Origin of the sequence: Alicyclobacillus dauci (assembly GCF_026651605.1) — a bacterium.
GTDB lineage: Bacteria > Bacillota > Bacilli > Alicyclobacillales > Alicyclobacillaceae > Alicyclobacillus > Alicyclobacillus dauci.
In genome coordinates this window covers 1,827,017-1,844,192 of sequence record NZ_CP104064.1, presented here as the reverse complement: position 1 = coordinate 1,844,192, position 17,176 = coordinate 1,827,017, and the positions used below count along the sequence as shown (strand labels likewise).

Below are 17,176 nucleotides of genomic sequence, written 5' to 3'. Positions count from 1 at the left end.
ATTGCAGGCTCATATCGAATCATACAAAACTAGATTGTGTATGATTCGGCGGATATCACTTTTACCAATTTTCATAGGGGAGTTTCAGATGTATACCCGAGTCAGAGAGTTACTAACCCCAGAAGAACGATTGAAATACATGGAGATCCCCAACGACATTGATGAATGGACGCTAGGGACATACTTTACATTTACGTCTCACGACATCGAAGTGATTCGACGTCACCGCAGAGACTACAACCGTCTTGGGTTCGCTATCCAATTGTGTGTACTGCGGTATCTGGGCTGGACTCTGTTCGATGTACAGGAAATACCTGAACGTGTCCTGAGCTATGTGGCCAAACAACTTCAGGTAAATGTCTCTGAATTCCAGGGTTACTCGCAAAGAGAGGCAACAAGATACGAACACTTGGAAGAAATTCGTCGGGAGTATGGATTCTCCCCCTTTACGCTCGGCGAATATCGTTGGCTCTCAAAAGTTTTGACTGAACATGCCATGATCAATGGTAGCCCGCTACATCTCATTCAGATCGGCTTAGATGAACTGCGTAAACGTAAAGTGATTCTACCTGCGATGGCAACAATCGAAAGGACCGTATGGGAGGCACGGAAACGAACGGAGGATAGAATTTTCAAGGTGCTCGGCGCTTCGTTGACAGACAGTCAACTGCACAGTCTGGATAGCTTACTATCGTTGATGCCTGGTACCAATAAAACGTATTTGGGTTGGCTAAAAGAGGTCCCAGGCCAGTCCTCTCCAGAATCGTTTCTGAAGGTTGTTGAAAGGCTTGAATATATCCGAGCACTCAAACTCCAAGTTGATACCCATGGGATTCATCCAAACAGACCCAGACAGCTGTCTAAAATCGGATCACGATACGAGCCTCGATCATTTCGGCGATTTAATGACCCCAAGAAATACGCTATTCTCGTGGCTTACCTACTCGACTTGATTCAGGATTTAACGGATCAAGCATTCGAGATACACGATAGGCAGATCATGTCCCTTTTATCGAAAGGGCGAAAGGCCCAGGAGGAAATTCAGAAGCAAAACGGAAAGTCTATCAACGAAAAAGTCGTTCATTTCGCCAGTATGGGAGATGCACTTATAAAGGCTCGAAATGAAGGGATAGATCCCTTCGTCGCGCTAGAAGCCGTCATGCCTTGGGACAAACTGGTTGCATCCGTGGAAGAAGCAAAAAGCCTTGCACGCCCTGTTGATTACGATTACTTAGACTTGCTGGAGAAGAAGTTCTACACACTCCGGAAGTACACCCCAACGTTCCTGAAGTCACTGGAATTTCGTTCAACCAGGTCTGCAGAATCCCTGATGAGAGCGGTTGACATCATCCGGGACATGAATGAATCCGGTAAACGCAAGGTCCCGGAAGGCGCCCCCCTTGAATTTGTGTCGAATCGCTGGCAGAGGCATGTCTATGACGATGACGGAAGCATTAACCGTCATTATTACGAGATGGCGGTCCTCACGGAACTGCGAAACTATATTCGATCCGGTGATGTGTCCATTGTTGGAAGCCGCCAGCATAAGGACTTCGATGAATACCTCGTTTCCAGAGAAGATTGGGAGCAGATTAAACCAAGCCATGTTCCACTAGCAGTCGACACGTCGGTTGAGGCATATTTGGAAGAACGGATGGAATCACTCCGGAAACGCTTGGATTGGCTATCGTCCAACGTTGAGGCTTTGGAATCCGTCAATTTGGAGAGTGGGAAACTTCACATTGATCGGTTAGAAAAGGACGTTCCGGATGAAGCCAGAGACTTCAGTGTGTCGTTGTACGAGTTGCTGCCACGCATCAAACTCACCGATCTCCTCATGGATGTAGCCCGTTGGACTGGATTTCACGAACAGTTTGTTCATGCTTCCACCAACCGTATGCCGAACGAAGAGGAAACCATCGTTGTGATGGCCACCCTCATGGCAATGGGAACAAACGTGGGACTCACAAAGATGGCCGAATCCACACCGGGTGTTTCATATCGGCAGTTGGCAAATGTGGCGCAGTGGCGCCTTTACGAAGACGCAATGAATAAAGCCCAAGCTGTACTAGTGAACTTCCATCATCGCTTGGCTCTGTCGTCCTATTGGGGCGACGGAACCACGTCATCATCAGACGGTATGCGTGTGCCGATAGGTGTCTCAGCGCTTCATGCAGACGCCAATCCTCATTACGGCCATGGAAAGGGCGCGACCATTTACCGTTTCGTCAGTGACCAGTTTTCAAGCTTCTATACCAAGGTCATCAACACAAACGCAAGGGATGCCGTGCATGTCATTGATGGCCTGCTACACCACGAAACGGATTTGATCATTGAAGAACACTACACCGATACCGCCGGTTACACAGATCAGGTGTTTGGCTTAACCCACCTTCTTGGTTTCCGTTTTGCGCCTCGACTCCGAGATTTATCAGACTCTAAGCTTTTCACCTTCGGTAAACCGACTGACTTCCCAAAACTGGAGACTTTGCTTCGTGGCCAAGTCAATGCAAAGGTCATACGAGACAACTTTGATGATGTCCTGCGGTTGGCGTATTCCATTCGAGAGGGTACGGTCTCTGCTTCACTCATGATGGGGAAACTCGGCTCTTACGCACGACAGAATCGCCTAGCCACAGCTCTTCGAGAAATGGGTCGGATCGAAAAGACTATTTTCATATTAGATTACATTTCGAGCGAGACCTTACGCCGTAAAATCAATCGGGGGTTGAATAAGGGAGAGGCGATGAACGCTTTAGCCAGAGCGATATTCTTTGGCAAGCATGGGGAACTTCGTGATCGTGCACTTCAAAGCCAGCTCCAACGGGCTAGTGCGCTCAATATTCTATCCTGAAAATAATTGAGCGATGACCAGGGTAAAACGACATACTGAAATAAGCCCACCACAAGATGGGTTTTAAAAGGAACTCTGTGATGTCTGGAGATCATTTATGCAACAGGTTTTACGGTGACCTCCAACCCGAGTGATTGCAACTTCCGGATCGCCTGCTTTACGACTGCGTCTTTCTTGCGTGCTTCGTAATATGTTGGGCCGAGTTCAATATAAGGCTGACGTCGCTGTAACACGTAATACACGATGGTTAAGATGCTGTGGGCCACTGCAACTGCTGCACGGTTTTTGCCTCTTCGAGCTGCAATTCGATGGTACTGGGCAGAGAGATAAGTCTGCTTCGTTCTCGCCGCTGCGCGTGCTGCTTCCACCAGCGCTGCTCTGAGTTTTTGATTCCCTTTGCGTGTTTTCCCCGACTTTCGTTTCCCGGCGCTTTCATTGTTCCCTGGAGCCAGTCCTGCCCAAGAGCATAAATGGGCAGCAGACGGAAATTGGGTCATGTCTGTCCCAATTTCAGCCAGAATTTGTTCTGCTGTTCGTCGACCGACACCGGGGATGGTGTCCACTAGCTCCAGGTCTTCTTCAAAAGGGAGCATGCGCTCCTTGACTTCTTCATCCAGCCGGGCAATCTCTTCATCCAAGTAATCGATGTGACGTAATTGGGCTGCCAGCATCATTCGTTGGTGGGAGCCCATAAGCCCATTCAGTGCCTTGTGCAAATCGGCCTTCTTCGCCTTCATCCGGCCTTTGGCTAACCCTGACAATACCTCCGGGTCTTCTTCTCCGTGGATCATTGCTTCCAACATCGCCCGCCCAGATTTGCCAAGTGTATTGCTGGCCACTGCAGAAAGCTTGATGTTGGCACCTTCCAACACCTTTTGAACCCGATTCACCTCTCTTGCCCGCTCGTCAATGAGACTTCGGCGATAGCGAATGAGTTCTCGTAGTTCCCGTTGTTCACGGTTGGGGATGTAACTGGCTTGCAACAGCCCGTGGCGGAGCAATCCGGCGATCCATTCGGCATCCTTCACATCGGTCTTACGGCCCGGAACGTTCTTCATGTGCTTGGCGTTCACCACAAGCACTTGACAGTCCGCCGACTCCAGAAGGTTGTAGATTGGCTTCCAGAATGAAGCTGTGCTTTCCATAGCAACATGCGTGCATTCATGTTGTCCTAACCAGTCAACCATCTCCAGGAGATCCTCCGTCATCGTGGAGAACGTGCGAATCTCCTTGGCCTCCGGCGTCAGCACACAGGCGACCACCGTCTTCTTGTGCACATCGAGGCCGCAACAACGTTCGTATACGACATCCATGCCAATCCTTCCTGATGGACTGGTAATATTGAAGGGCTGGTGCAACGACCATAACGGATCATTCTATCCTGCGTGCTTCTCCGAGGAGGAGAGCGACATTCTGTGGTGCACCTGGTCGTCGTAGTCAGTCTAATCAGCGGGCTCGAGGCACCAAGGAGTGACGACCTGCCTTCGCCAGCCACCAAAAAATCATTCAACACAAAGGCATTTTCATCCTTCTGCTGGTGCCGCCCCGGCGGCATGGGAGTCTAATCAATGCAATCAGCGTGTGGAATACAGTTTACCTGACTAAGGCGACGGAATTCAAAAGGGCGCAGGGTGGATTCCAGGAGGAACTCTTGAATCACATTTCCCCGCTAGGGTGGGAGCACATTAATTTCCTAGGCGAATACACATTCAGCCTAAGCCAGCCGAGAGATTTAGATTCTCTGCGCCCACTTCGTAGTCAAAACACGAACACCTTAGAGTAAAGAAACTCCGAATTCTCATTCCAATAAATGTCTTAGCGTATGTTTTCGTTAAAATGTCGGCCCTACCCCATAATGAACGCAATCCCAAGACCGGCAATCCCCAAGCGAAAGTCCTCTACCACTTCGGGCGTGAAGATGAAGTGGACATGGATGGTCTAAAGAGACTTGCCGCGAGCATATCGCGGTTCCTTGGGGATTCACCAGTTGATACGGAGCCCAAGGACAGCGTGCAGCTCAGTCTGCTCGATAGCAAGACGTTTGGTACCGCTTCTATCGTCGACTCGCTGTGGCAGGAGCTTGGCGTGGGTCAAGCTATATCCAAGCGACTGGTACAGCGTAAGTATGAAGCCCCGATTGAGCGTGCCATCTTTGCCATGGTCGCCAATCGAGCCTTGGACCCTTCGAGCAAGCTTGGCATGGAGGACTGGGTGAAGCGAGATGTCGCACTGCCAGGTGTTGAGAACTTTGAAGTCCATCAAGGATACCGTGCAATGGATTTCCTGATTGAATCAGATGTAGACATCCAGCGAGAAGTGTTCGAAACGGTCGCAGACCTATTAAACCTCGAGGTCGACTTACTGTTCTTTGACACGACGTCGAGTTATTTTGAAATGGATGACGAGCCGGAAGAAGACAGTCTGAAACAACCCGGTTACTCCAAGGACCACCGGCCTGATTTACCACAGGTCGTGATTGGCTTTGCAGTAACCCGAGATGGTATCCCTGTGCGGTGTTGGGTATGGCCTGGGAACACGTCAGACATGACCGTCATTCCAAGTGAAGAAGGATCTCATTGGATGGCGTCTCGGACGCGTCGTTACGGTCGTCGACCGTGGGTTCAGCTCGGAGGACAATTTACGTGAGCTTCAGAAAACCGGCGGGCATTACATTGCTGGAGAGAAGATGACCGCTGGCAAGCAGAAGGTCGAAGATGCCCTGTCTCGTCCTGGGCGATTCAAGACCGTACGAGATAACCTCGAGATAAAGGAAATCGTCGTGGGAGACGGTGAGGCGCGGGTTCGATACGTGCTCGTTCGAAACCCAGATGAAGCACGCAGAGACGAGTTTCGGCGCGAGGCACATCTCAAGGCCCTAGAAGCCGAGCTCGCGCGACTGAAGGAGTTGGACAGCGATGCGCACACCAAGGCACATTGTCGTTTACAGAGTCACCCGACCTTCAAGCGTTACTTGAAGTCGGACAAACGTGGCAATCTCGCGATTGACCAACAGGCGGTTAAGGCGATGGAACGACTGGATGGAAAGTACCTGATTCGGACCTCAGACGACACGCTGTCCGCGGAGGATGTGGCCCTTGGATACAAGCAACTGTGGCAGGTTGAAGCAGCATTTCGTTCCCTGAAACAGACCATGGAATTGCGCCCAATGTACCACCGGAAGAATGAGCGAATTCGGGCACATGTGCTGCTGTGTTGGCTCTCGTTACTCTTGGTTCGGGTAGCAGAGAACCGGACCTGTCGTACATGGAGAGAGATTCGTTCTGTCATGAACGAGATGCACCTTATAACCTACAAGGCTGGTAGCGGAAGAGTCCGGCAGCGAACCGAAGTAACCCCGGAGCAGGCACAAATCCTGAAAGCGCTCGGTTACGAGCATCCACCGCTATTCGCAGAGATATCCACAGAAATGCTGTAGGCACCACACGAAGTTATCCACAATCCCGAAACCCTAGACGCACCAGCGGGTTTCGGGATTTCGTATATCTACAGCTGTCGAAGCCGAGTCCACGTCTGATCTCGCTTGAGACGTTGACCGTTCCCGCATGCTGATAGATGCATTCTTAATCAGGAAGAAATATCCTATTGAAATACATATCTTAAAAGCATTCGAATACAGGCACCAAAATCGGGGAAAAATTGTTGACACCAACAACTCTTGGAGTGACGACTTATGAAACTGATCGTCCGTACAACAACGAAGGTTTGTCGTGCATGGTGGCAAGCATGGTGTGATTATGCAGACCTATTTCTCGACGGGAATGCTTAACTGATAGTAACAATTCGTTTGCTGACCAAAAAACTACAGAGCTGCCACAATAAAAAGCCGCCCCGCAACAACGGGATCGGCCCTTAGTGTGAAGTGATTCAATCCGATGGTACCTGACGATAATCCGCTACTTGGAGCAGCCCGCCCACAGGCTAGTGTGACGAGGACAGTTACACTTGCCTTTTTTTCGTCACCTTGACATCAACATCATCCGAAAAACGATAGATAGAGAAGTATTAAATTGAGCGTCACAATGACCACTGTGCAAATTGTGGCTAAGACAGTCACCGATTTTTTGTTCACTAAGACCCCCATGATATCTTTGCGCCGTGTGAAGTACACTAATGCAATGACGGGCATTGGGAGGACGAGACTAAGTACCACCTGGCTAATCACGAGTGTCTGCGTCGGATCGACGCCTAGCGCCACAATGATGAATGTGGGCAGCATGGTGATCACACGGCGCACCCACACAGGGATTGTGAATCCCACAAAGCCCTGCATGATGACTTGTCCCGCCATCGTACCGACTGCTGAACTCGAGATTCCAGAGGCCAACAAAGATACCAGAAACACGGCAGCTGACGCTGAACCAAGCAGTGGCGTCAGAGTTTTATATGCTGTTGAGATATCGGCAATCTGTGTGTGCCCCGTACCATGGAATGCGGATGCCGCCATGAACATCATGGATAGATTCACGAACCCCGCGAGCACCATGGCGACGATAACTTCCTTTGTGTTAAACCGCGCAATTTTACGCTTTTCACTGTCATTTCGTGGAGTGACGCGGTTTTGTGTTAGCCCTGAGTGCAGGTAAACTGCATGCGGCATGACCGTGGCTCCAATAACACCGACTGCCAGTAACAATGCATCTTTATTCCCCATCCATGGGACGACACTATGATATACAATTTGACTCAACTGCGGTTTTGCCAAGACGGTCTCAACGATATAGCAAAGGGCAATGACGATGACAAACGATGCAATAAACTTCTCTAATGGTCTAAACCCGAATCGTTCCAGTGTGAGAATGAGGTACGTTGTAATTCCAGTCAGAACCGTAGCGAGAAGCATGGGAATATGAAACAGTAAATTCAATCCGAGGGTTGCCCCCAGAAATTCCGCAATATCGGTTGCCATGGCTGCAACTTCCGAAAAACCCCACATGATATAGGAAAGCCATGTCGGGAAGTATTGTCTACACATCTCCGGAAGGCTCCGCCCCGTCGCGATCCCAAGTTTTGCCGACATGTTCTGAATCAGCATGGCCATCAAGTTCGCTAAGACAACGACCCAAAGCAATTTATATCCAAATTCAGAACCACTCTGAATGTTCGTTGCGTAATTACCCGGATCTACGTAGGCAATTGCAGCAATAAAAGCAGGGCCAACAAAAGGTAACAACGCTCGAATGCCTCTCTTTTTTTGTGAAAGTGCTGCTCGAGCTGCAGCAACTGCTTTGCTATCCCGTTCAATGTGTTGCGTTACGACGGTCACTTACCATCCCACCTTTTCCATAGCGTTCAATTTATCGGTATGAAGGACAATCTTTTGTATTTGAGAAACACTTTTAGTCTAAGGAAACTTTTACACCGTCATTATACAGCAGTTCGGGCTAAATGTTTACAGTTTTTTTGTTGTGAAGAAAGAATGTTTCCTCGAGGAAACATTCCGTCGAAAGCAACAGATCAGGATGGCGAGAGGTATGGGGGTGTTGGGGATTTCCAGAGCCTTACGACAACTTCTAGCGACCAGATGTGGCTGGGGTGGGATGGTGGACCCCACCCCAGACTTAGTGTCCATTACAGAAGTGTACAGTAAGACCACCATTAGCCACGTTCAGTACAGTAGACCCGGGACCATGTCAGTGATGATGTTTGTGACCAGACTGCGAGACAGTCCAGTCCCCAGTTTGTAAGTCATAGTCGAGTTCTAGATTATTCAAGAAATCATTATTCTTCTGCAGGATAACTTCCAATCCCGTATCGGTTTTTACGACCTCATCCCCCTCTGTGGGCTGGTCGAAACCAAACCCATAGTGAGCGTGATCGCCATGTGCATGAGTAACGAACACCCGTAGTCTCAGTGATTTATCCGTTTCCTGAGCGAGCATAAGTTTGACTTGATCCGATGCGGACTGTGTGATTTTAAAGTTCAAAATGGTTAACTCCTTATTTTTTTGAACCTAATTATATCATTGCGTGAACTAATCAAAACCAGATATATTTTTACCAATCTTACGGAACCGCTTTCCAAGGACAATTTTATGATGAATAGCGTTTAGCGCAAAAGGCCGAAGAAGTTCGATACTATGTGTGCTACACTTGTCCTGCAAACCCTTTTACCCCTATTCCTCTACCCCGTCAGCTTCGGCTGCCGGGGAATTTTTTGTCCTGGAAGAAACGACCACATCTCCTGTTGTACACAGCGTAAAAAAATCCTCGTATCGACTAAACACGATACGAGGTAAATGTGGGTAATTGGGTTTGCTTAAAGTACGAGTTCATTATGCCTCTGATGATGGCACGGTTCAATGAACCGTGCATATGACACATAAATTATGCGGGACAAGTCGAACTTGTTCCTCTCTGCAAGGGGATCGATACGATGGCTGTGGTCCCCTGGCCCGGTTCGCTGACAATGGAGATAGTCGAGTTGTGATCCCTCAGGATTTTTTGGCTGATCATCAAACCAAGCCCTGTACCTTTTTCCTTCGTAGTGTAAAACGGCTCGAATAGTTTCGGTATACGATCACTTTCGATACCAAGCCCATTGTCTTGAATGTGAATCTCAACATGGTCGTTCATCTGTTGACTCATAATTTTCAGGAGGCCGCCAGTAGACATAGCCTCGATCGCGTTTTTGATGATATTGATGAACACTTGCTTGATTTGATTTTTGTCACACAAAATGACCGCAGGCTCGTCCAAAGTCTGGATATTTATTTCTACACTTTTCAAAAGGGCCTCGGCACTTAAAAGATTGACCACTTCACGGAGTATCGTCATCACATCGTGCTCAACGACATGTGTAACCTGAGGCTTCGCTAACACGAGCATTTCGCCTGCCACAAACTCAATGTGGTTTAGTGCGTCTTCCATTACGCGATAGTATTCTAACCTTTGTTTTGTATCGGTCTCCTTGGCAACCAGCAGTTGCAGAAACCCTTTTAAAGTTGTCAGTGGATTTCGGATTTCGTGTGCTATTCCAGCTGCAAGTTCACCAATAATTAAAAGTTTGTCTGAGTTACGAATGATCTCGTCCGTTCGCTTCTTTGCGGTTACGTCCTGAACGGTTCCTATCACTTCTATCACCCGCCCATGTTCGTCGCATTTCGAATAGCCGTGAATAGACACATATCGCTCTGTCTTATCGGGGCGGATGAGGCGACATTCATGAAATCGAAGGTACCCGTCCTCATGCAATTGTTGCAGAGCGGCTCTGGTGGCTTCTCTGTCGTCAGGATGAACCAAACTTAACCACATATCTAGGCTCATCGCCACTGGCACGTGGTCTAGCCCGAGAATAGACCCTGATTCAACCGAAAACTTAAGTTCATTGGATGTGACATTCCACGACCAGTCCCCCAAATGGGCGATGGACTGTGCCTCTGCAAGTCGTTCGCGACTTTGCCGCAATTCCTCTTCGACTTTCTTTCTCTCTGTCACATCCTGAAACACACCGTAAACTTTGGATGGGATTCCGTTCTTACTCGAGAACCGTTTCCAGTGGCTCAAGAGTGTCCGGATTTCACCGTCCGGGCGGACGATACGCATCTCTGTCAGTGAGTCATCCGGCAGGTCTGTGTCTTTGTTAATTCTCGTTACATGATCAATGTCATCTCGATGAACGCGATCGTAGAAATCTTCAGGGTTATTAGTGGGATGGTCGAATCCAAACATTTTCTGGAGATGCTCGGATGACTCAGCTTGTTTGGTTATGAGATCGTACTCCCAGATGCCAAAATTCGCTATATCTTGAGCATGGCGCATCCTGACTTCGTTCCGAATGAGCTCATGTTGGATTTCGATCCTTTCAGAGATGTTCTTTCCAAATTCGTATACACCGACTACTTGTCCCTCAATCAAAGCAGGTACAAGCGTTAAAGCAAGGTAAAGTTTATCTCCAGACTTACTGTGGCACAAAACCTCCAACTGTTGTGGTTCACCCAGTAAAGCCTGTTTGAATGCACCCACAACACTCTTACGCTCCGACTCTACCGCAAAGTCACCAATTCGCTTCCCGAGAAACTCCATTCTGGCGTAGCCAAGGAGCTTGTACGTTGCGCTGTTGCAGTCCTGAAAGTAACCTTGGTCATCCACGACACAGACAATATCGGGGTGGTTATCAAAAACTGACCTGTAGGCATCGTAACTAGACAGGTGCTTACGCAGCAAAGAGCCTTTTACATTGATGGGTTTTTTCATTCATTCCACCCCAGTTCCACAAGACAGCCTTTGTTCGCCCGATATCTCCAACTGCTTTCCATTATATATTCAGGCCACAGTCGGTTTATCCGAGCATTGAACAAGCATTCAAGGCCCGGTATTGTCAGATACATACAACACTTATGGCGACTTCGAACCTGAACCATCGATCATATTCGTCAACATTCGACACCAGAGCGTATAACCCTCTCTAACTGGGGGTTCCAATGAAATCTAGCTTGTGGGTACTGTTGTTCTCACTCTTCCCCATGAAACAGGGCCAACCCGTAGCATATGAGCATCAAAAAGCATATCGAACCGACGATACCAATCCAGTGGAAGTTGATCCATAAAAATCCCCCGGCCCATCCAATGATGGAGGAACCTAAATAATAGAACAGCAGGTAAAGTGAAGATGCAGTAGCTTTCCGATTGGCAAGCGCAGCCACGCCTACCCATCCGCTAGCGGTAGTATGTCCAGCAAAAAAGCCGAAGGCAAGCACAGCGATGCCTAGGATTTTGATCCACACGCTTGGAATCAGTGTAAGGAGGGCACCCAAGACAAAAATCATACAAGCCACGCCCATGAGTTTTCGCCTGGAATGATGATCCGCCAGTCTACCAAACATCGTGGAACTCCAGGTACCCACCAAATTTACAACGAATAAAAATCCAAGCACAGTTTGACTCATATAATAAGGCCGCTCGGTTAATGGATATCCGATGTAATTAAACAGCATGATGTAAGCACCCATGAGCAAAAATCCCATGCAGTATAAAGGAAACAATCGTTTACTTCGGAGCCCTACGGCAAGTGTTTTCACCCAATCAACAAACGGCATTTTGGCAGGTTGGAAGTTACGTGGACGGGGAAGCGAAAACCAAAACCATAAACTGCATAAAAAACAGACAAATCCTAGTGTAAAAAATGCGAACGGCCACGAAACCCAGTCAGTTAACGGCCCAATTGCTACCCGGCCAATAAATCCCCCAACGGCAGTACCAGCTACATAGGCGCCCATTGTACCACCGATGCTGGCGGGTGAAATTTCCTCGTTTAGATAAGCGATCGCAATGGCAGGAAAGCCCGACACACTAATCCCTTCAAGCAAGCGTACGATCAGGAAAAAACCGAAATTTGGACTAAAAGCGGAGAGCATGGCCAGAACAGACGTAGCGAACAATGAAAGTCCCATGATTCGCTTTCGGCCCACTCGTCGAGACAGCAAGGGGATGAAGAGCAGACTCGCAGCGAGGGCGAGTGTTGGAAACGAAATTGAAGCGCTCGCCGTTGCAGGGGACACCCTGTAAAGCTTTGAAAAAACATTAATTAATGGCTGCGGTGCGTACAAGTCAGCAAACGTCACAATACTACCAAGCAACATACAAATTAACACGCGACGATATTCTTGGTCCTTTTTCTCTATGTACTCCATCTTCTCAGTTCCTTTCGTAAGTACTATAGGACCAAACAGGACGAAAGTCTAAACAGATAGTACAACCGTCAGTTTCCCCCGCAATGTTTCCGTCGAACCGCACAACACGGACGAAACCAATCCCTCGGGCACATCTTTCCCGCAGCATGCGACAGGTCAACAAAAAATGGGCATTTCTGCCCATTATAAGAGTGTATTACCTATGTTTGTATAGAAAAGGGTACTGACTCGCTTCTACCAGAGGAATGCAAGCCAGAATATCGATGCAAATGCTTGATACCCCAGTCACACCCACCAACCAAAAAGAGCAGTAACCTAAATCGGCTCTGCTCTCAGATTGAACGACGTATTGATGTCGTTTCTAGGTAAGCTGTTTACGAAATGCGGATACTTCTTTTAACATCGTCACTGTCGTAGAAAATTTCGATCTCCATGGTCGTGATCTTTGATTCCACCGATTAAGGTGTCGACTTTCTTTCTTCCGCAGATTGTAACCCAAATAACTATCCAATCCATTTAACCGATCGTTATCACTCCGTTTGAAATTGTGAATAGGGTATTGGTCGCAAGAAATTTCCCGTCCGGCGTTACTGATATTTCATCATAGGTCGATGGAATAAAATCGTACGTGCCGCTGTATTCAGCAGTGAAAAACTCATTTCCAAGGGCGTTAGCCAGTGGCTGAAGTGCTTGCTTTATATCCGCCTGTTTCCCGGAGACTAAAAGATTGAGCCATGCGCTATACCCAGACGAATCAATCGTGGAGTATAAGTGGTTATCGCTACTTCCTGGTACAGTAAATGACGAATATGTGAAATGAAGATCTGTTCCATCAATTGTAATAGTCCCGAACTTTGATTGCAGATCCTGACTCGAAGCATCATTCCCTGTGCCATTCGTCGAAGATGAAGTTTGCGCTGGTGGTGTTTGAGGTGGTGTCGATTGACTTGGAACTGTCATTGCAAACACCCCCGTGCTTTGAGAACCATCCCAAGAAGATTGGATACCGGCCTTCTTTAATATTTGTTGAAAGGCATACAACTGTACGTAGGTCGTTCCATCAGCCGCGAGCTTAGGAGCATGGCCCAGTGTTTGACCATTCAGTGTAAATACGCTGTCACCTTTTTGCGCCTGGATTACGTTGGTGGCCGCGAATACACTACCGCCGAACAAAATACCGCCGGCAAGAAATGCTGCGATGTGAGTCGGAATACCTTTAGCAAATTTTAAAAACTTCAAAATAATCACCCTCCTAGCTGTTTGTATTCCATGCCTATGGACAAATATCCTTGTAAATGAAGTTGTATCCATCGCGTGTTTACTATTCTTGTGGATGTGGTGTATTCTTCGTTCGCCTCATACGCGTGGTAACGGTTGATCGCTCATGCAGTAAGGTCTGAAACAGACCCCCAAGTTGTTCTACATATAGCCGTAATTCTTTCGCTGCAGCATGATCTGTTTCACGTTCCAATAATTCCACTTTCGATTTCATCTGCGCGGTAAGAAAGTCGGCAAATTGTTTCTCGAGCATAAGATCACCTCACTCTCATAAGTGCACGTGGAACGTCTTTCACATCTCGGCATACGATTGTTCCTTTTGGGGCCTGGATGGTTTTATCTGTTTGCCCGTTGGTAACAATAAGGATCACGTGAATGGGGTCAGTAAACTTTTGCTCTTTGTACCACAACCGCCTTCGCTCCCACTTTGCCGCCCACTGCTTGGTGGTAATGGCTGTTCGTTGATACTCGACGACGGCCTTTTTCTTTTGCCATTCGAGCATGACGTCGAACTGACCACGTGGTTCTGCTATCCATTCAGTTGGTCGGCCCCTGGCATACGTCAAGGCAAGCCACAGGTCACCAATACCTAACCAATGTTGTCGTCGTTGCGTGTCTCCAGAGATACTTTTGAAGTCGAATCCATACCTTCGTTTTGCTTCTTTTGTAAGCCGCCATAACCATGGTTCATCTCCGGCCCCTTTCGTCTTCTCGAACGTTTCTGGGTGTGACCATAAGAACTGTTGAGCTCGCATCACTGGTTGTGTTCGATCACGTAAAAGTGCATGGGTCGCAAGCTGCTTCGACGTGAACAACCGAGCGCATGCCGCCAAGGCAACGGAAAAATACAGAAGAGTACCATTAAAGAAAGTTGGCACTTGTCTACCTACCCCAATCACCTATCCTAATCACATTGTCCAAGCCGATGCCGTCATCACCCGGGTCCATCTGCTCGTCTTTGAACCTCACCTCGTCACGAGGTATGTCGTAGAACGTATTCACGGGAATTAGCGGCTCGATAAGGCGTCTAAGGACCTTCTGTGGGACATACGGTGACTGGATCTCAATGTCGTGTTTTACGAGTGGCGACTTGTAGAGATACCGTCCAGGAATCCATCTAAGTTTCTCCGCACCTTCGTGTCGAAGGACGATCTTACTGTCAAGTTCGTTCTCGGTGCGGAAGCAGAAGACACCTTCTAATTGACCACGGATCGCGACGGGTAACGTGTCGGCATCCGGTCTCTGCGTGCCATAAATGATGTTCACTCGCGGTTCCCGACCAATACGTGCCACACTCGCTAGAAAGTCTAAAGCGGTTTTCCTCATCGCCTTATCTTGCTCCGTTATCGCGTATGCTGGAGCCAGCTCGCCGCCTTCATCTATCAAAACGATCAAACGTGGATACACCGGTTCTTTGCGAAATACCGCACGCAATCTCTCCACTTCGATCAGACGATCTACCATCGTCTTATGCGCTGCCTCAATTGCTTCCATCGCTTCTCGTACCGTCTTGAAGATTCCTCTGACGTGCGGAAACCATTTGAAAGGTGCAAAGCTGACGCCGTTCTTTAGGTCGACAATAATGAATTCCACCTGGTTCGGTGAGTATCGCATGCACATATATGTCACCAGGTACTTTAGGAATTCCGTCTTACCTGAACCGGTCGCCCCAGCCACTTTTGCATGCGGAATTTTATTGATGTTGTGATAAACGGTCCTGTTGTATCGTGTCTTTCCTATCGGGATGCCCCAACCCACGGATGTATTCGTCATACCAGTTAGAACCTCCAAATTCATTATGATGCTTGGTATACTTACGCCGAATCGTTCCCGCTAACTTGATGATGAGCGGGACCGCACATAGCACACAGCATATTGTCACAAAACCGTTTGTGCCTATCCAGCCAGACACGTTCGTCAATAGCGCTCCTGTGTAACCATTACCATCTACGGCAAAGCCACTCATTGCATCGCAAATCTTCTCCAGACCTTTGTAAGCGATGAAGGCACACAGTCCATGTACGGCTAAACTTTCGGCTGTAAGTTTGGTTTCGCTCATATGGGTAACCACTCCACGATGGTCTGAACGACACGCACACTTACGTCGATCCACCAGTTTTGTATTAAGCCGTCAAAGAACTGCATCATATGGACTTTATCTAGGCCAGCACGCCCAAGGATCTGAACAATCGCCTCGAAATGTTGGTGAATGGCATTCATATCCGTCTGTGATAAATGTCCATCGTTGCCGAGAATCAGATGGTCTTTAATGTTTGTGCTACTGCCTGTGTCGTGTAATTGTTGCCCGGCTGTATTCAAATCTTCACGTAACCCCACGTTCACTCCCCCAATGAATGCAGAATAACTAACCCGGCAATGACTCCTGTAACGACATGAGGTGTCACTGCTATGACTGAACTGATTGCAGCACATCCTGCCGGAGTTCCGATTGCATACAGTAGCGCTGGAATAATCAGTGACATGTCAGTCACCTCCTAGCTGGACCTTAAGTGACGACTCCACAGGTTTCGTCTGCTTCTTCAGTTCCCGGGCAAGGTACTGTTTCACCAGTCCGCTAAAGTTGGTTCGTTTGCTCAACTCATACATAGCGCGTTCCGTCGGGTCATTGAGGTTGAAAATACGTGCCGCTTCTTCGATCCGTACTCCATATCGCCTCACCTTTCATCGTGTCGTTAATTGACGATACGTGGAGAGGGCTTGTGGATATACATGGACGTACAAAGTTATTTACGAGGTTGGAGGGAACGCCTACGAAGTTGGAGAAAATGTATGTATGGAAAACAAGACACGGCTTAAGAAAATTCTCGAAGACAACGGAATAAAACAAGAGTGGTTAGCCAATAAAGCGGGTTTGAACTCGAATACACTTAGCAGGGTTGTTACCGGAAGGCATTTACCAACATTGAGGGTTGCCCAAAAGATCGCTAGGGCACTGAATACAACAGTGGATGAACTTTGGCCTTTGGAGGAGGATGAGTAATGAAACAAGCATATGTGCTTTATCTATCGCCCGACGTTCAATATGATCCCATCATTAGGTTGCGCAGAGGAGAAATAAACGAGGCTATAAATATTGATATTGATACACAAACAGAACATTTATTGCGACATCCAATGTCGACACATCGATATTTAACCCCGATTGCATACAACACGGAGAAATGGATCATTGATGATTTAAAGGAGAAGCTGATTCATGACGGCATTGACAATGGCGCTATTGTAATTGACCTTCTTCATCTGGAGACTCTTCAATACAACGAACAGACAGGTCGATACTATTTATAGGATCAAGGCGGATGAACATGAGGATTGAGAACGAAGCAATTATCATCGGTCCTACGAAGGAACTATGACAATGAAAATGGCCACC

At 47.9% G+C, this 17,176-nt stretch carries 15 protein-coding genes and 3 pseudogenes; 5 read left to right on the top strand and 13 right to left on the bottom strand.

The window, feature by feature from the left end; translation table 11 throughout:
* Positions 1-88 precede the first annotated feature (88 nt).
* Positions 89-2,848: pseudogene (locus NZD86_RS09265) on the top strand (Tn3 family transposase); the annotation flags it as partial.
* Positions 2,849-2,949: 101 nt separating this feature from the next.
* On the opposite strand, the gene NZD86_RS09260 reads toward NZD86_RS09265, so the two are convergent.
* Positions 2,950-4,167 (bottom strand): IS110 family RNA-guided transposase, encoded by a 1,218-nt coding sequence (locus NZD86_RS09260; protein WP_268042741.1) that lies wholly within the window; start codon positions 4,165-4,167, stop codon positions 2,950-2,952.
* A 248-nt stretch (positions 4,168-4,415) separates the two neighbouring features.
* Here NZD86_RS09260 and NZD86_RS09255 point away from each other — a divergent pair.
* Positions 4,416-4,637 (top strand): annotated as a pseudogene (locus tag NZD86_RS09255) (Tn3 family transposase); the annotation flags it as partial.
* Positions 4,638-4,690: 53 nt separating this feature from the next.
* A pseudogene (locus NZD86_RS09250) lies at positions 4,691-6,290 on the top strand (IS1634 family transposase).
* A 558-nt stretch (positions 6,291-6,848) separates the two neighbouring features.
* Here the strand turns inward: NZD86_RS09250 and NZD86_RS09245 are convergent.
* From NZD86_RS09245 to NZD86_RS09190, 12 genes are all read right to left on the bottom strand, one after another.
* Positions 6,849-8,138, bottom strand: a complete 1,290-nt coding sequence (locus NZD86_RS09245) for an Nramp family divalent metal transporter (RefSeq protein ID WP_268046235.1) — start codon at positions 8,136-8,138, stop codon at positions 6,849-6,851.
* A gap of 367 nt (positions 8,139-8,505) precedes the next feature.
* Complete coding sequence (locus tag NZD86_RS09240) at positions 8,506-8,799, bottom strand: iron-sulfur cluster assembly accessory protein (protein ID WP_268046234.1); 294 nt, start codon at positions 8,797-8,799, stop codon at positions 8,506-8,508.
* Positions 8,800-9,199: 400 nt separating this feature from the next.
* The gene (locus NZD86_RS09235) at positions 9,200-11,068 is read right to left on the bottom strand and encodes a PAS domain-containing protein (protein WP_268046233.1); all 1,869 of its coding nucleotides are present in this window, start codon (positions 11,066-11,068) and stop codon (positions 9,200-9,202) included.
* 257 nt (positions 11,069-11,325) lie between these two features.
* Positions 11,326-12,504, bottom strand: a complete 1,179-nt coding sequence (locus tag NZD86_RS09230) for an MFS transporter (protein WP_268046232.1) — start codon at positions 12,502-12,504, stop codon at positions 11,326-11,328.
* A 516-nt stretch (positions 12,505-13,020) separates the two neighbouring features.
* Complete coding sequence (locus NZD86_RS09225) at positions 13,021-13,743, bottom strand: hypothetical protein (protein ID WP_268046231.1); 723 nt, start codon at positions 13,741-13,743, stop codon at positions 13,021-13,023.
* Between the two features lie 82 nt (positions 13,744-13,825).
* Entirely contained in the window at positions 13,826-14,035 is a 210-nt protein-coding gene (locus tag NZD86_RS09220) for a hypothetical protein (RefSeq protein ID WP_268046230.1), read from the bottom strand.
* Positions 14,036-14,039: 4 nt separating this feature from the next.
* Entirely contained in the window at positions 14,040-14,660 is a 621-nt protein-coding gene (locus NZD86_RS09215) for a hypothetical protein (RefSeq protein ID WP_268046229.1), read from the bottom strand.
* Positions 14,661-14,664: 4 nt separating this feature from the next.
* Positions 14,665-15,555 carry an FtsK/SpoIIIE domain-containing protein gene (locus NZD86_RS09210; protein ID WP_268046228.1) on the bottom strand — a complete coding sequence of 297 codons (891 nt, stop codon included), beginning with the start codon at positions 15,553-15,555 and terminating at the stop codon, positions 14,665-14,667.
* Entirely contained in the window at positions 15,476-15,841 is a 366-nt protein-coding gene (locus NZD86_RS09205; RefSeq protein WP_268046227.1) for a hypothetical protein, read from the bottom strand. Before NZD86_RS09205 ends, NZD86_RS09210 begins: the two co-directional genes overlap by 80 nt.
* The gene (locus NZD86_RS09200) at positions 15,838-16,119 is read right to left on the bottom strand and encodes a hypothetical protein (protein WP_268046226.1); all 282 of its coding nucleotides are present in this window, start codon (positions 16,117-16,119) and stop codon (positions 15,838-15,840) included. Before NZD86_RS09200 ends, NZD86_RS09205 begins: the two co-directional genes overlap by 4 nt.
* A 2-nt stretch (positions 16,120-16,121) precedes the next feature.
* On the bottom strand, positions 16,122-16,265 hold the full coding sequence (locus NZD86_RS09195; protein WP_268046225.1) for a hypothetical protein: 144 nt from the start codon (positions 16,263-16,265) through the stop codon (positions 16,122-16,124).
* A gap of 1 nt (position 16,266) precedes the next feature.
* Positions 16,267-16,461 carry a hypothetical protein gene (locus NZD86_RS09190; RefSeq protein ID WP_268046224.1) on the bottom strand — a complete coding sequence of 65 codons (195 nt, stop codon included), beginning with the start codon at positions 16,459-16,461 and terminating at the stop codon, positions 16,267-16,269.
* A 28-nt stretch (positions 16,462-16,489) separates the two neighbouring features.
* On the opposite strand from NZD86_RS09190, the gene NZD86_RS09185 reads away from it, so the two are divergent.
* Together NZD86_RS09185 and NZD86_RS09180 are read left to right on the top strand one after the other, a co-directional pair.
* Positions 16,490-16,783 (top strand): helix-turn-helix transcriptional regulator, encoded by a 294-nt coding sequence (locus tag NZD86_RS09185; RefSeq protein ID WP_268046223.1) that lies wholly within the window; start codon positions 16,490-16,492, stop codon positions 16,781-16,783.
* A complete protein-coding gene (locus NZD86_RS09180) occupies positions 16,783-17,091 on the top strand; it encodes a hypothetical protein (RefSeq protein WP_268046222.1) in 309 nt (102 codons plus the stop codon). Before NZD86_RS09185 ends, NZD86_RS09180 begins: the two co-directional genes overlap by 1 nt.
* Positions 17,092-17,176 lie beyond the last annotated feature (85 nt).

What these genes read in the sequence shown, in the direction of transcription:
- NZD86_RS09260 (WP_268042741.1), bottom strand. Translation starts at nt 4,167, where the DNA reads ATGGATGTCGTATACGAACGTTGTTGCGGCCTCGATGTGCACAAGAAG.
- NZD86_RS09235 (WP_268046233.1), bottom strand. Translation starts at nt 11,068, where the DNA reads ATGAAAAAACCCATCAATGTAAAAGGCTCTTTGCTGCGTAAGCACCTG.
- NZD86_RS09230 (WP_268046232.1), bottom strand. Translation starts at nt 12,504, where the DNA reads ATGGAGTACATAGAGAAAAAGGACCAAGAATATCGTCGCGTGTTAATT.
- NZD86_RS09220 (WP_268046230.1), bottom strand. Translation starts at nt 14,035, where the DNA reads ATGCTCGAGAAACAATTTGCCGACTTTCTTACCGCGCAGATGAAATCG.
- NZD86_RS09210 (WP_268046228.1), bottom strand. Translation starts at nt 15,555, where the DNA reads ATGACGAATACATCCGTGGGTTGGGGCATCCCGATAGGAAAGACACGA.
- NZD86_RS09205 (WP_268046227.1), bottom strand. Translation starts at nt 15,841, where the DNA reads ATGAGCGAAACCAAACTTACAGCCGAAAGTTTAGCCGTACATGGACTG.
- NZD86_RS09195 (WP_268046225.1), bottom strand. Translation starts at nt 16,265, where the DNA reads ATGTCACTGATTATTCCAGCGCTACTGTATGCAATCGGAACTCCGGCA.
- NZD86_RS09180 (WP_268046222.1), top strand. Translation starts at nt 16,783, where the DNA reads ATGAAACAAGCATATGTGCTTTATCTATCGCCCGACGTTCAATATGAT.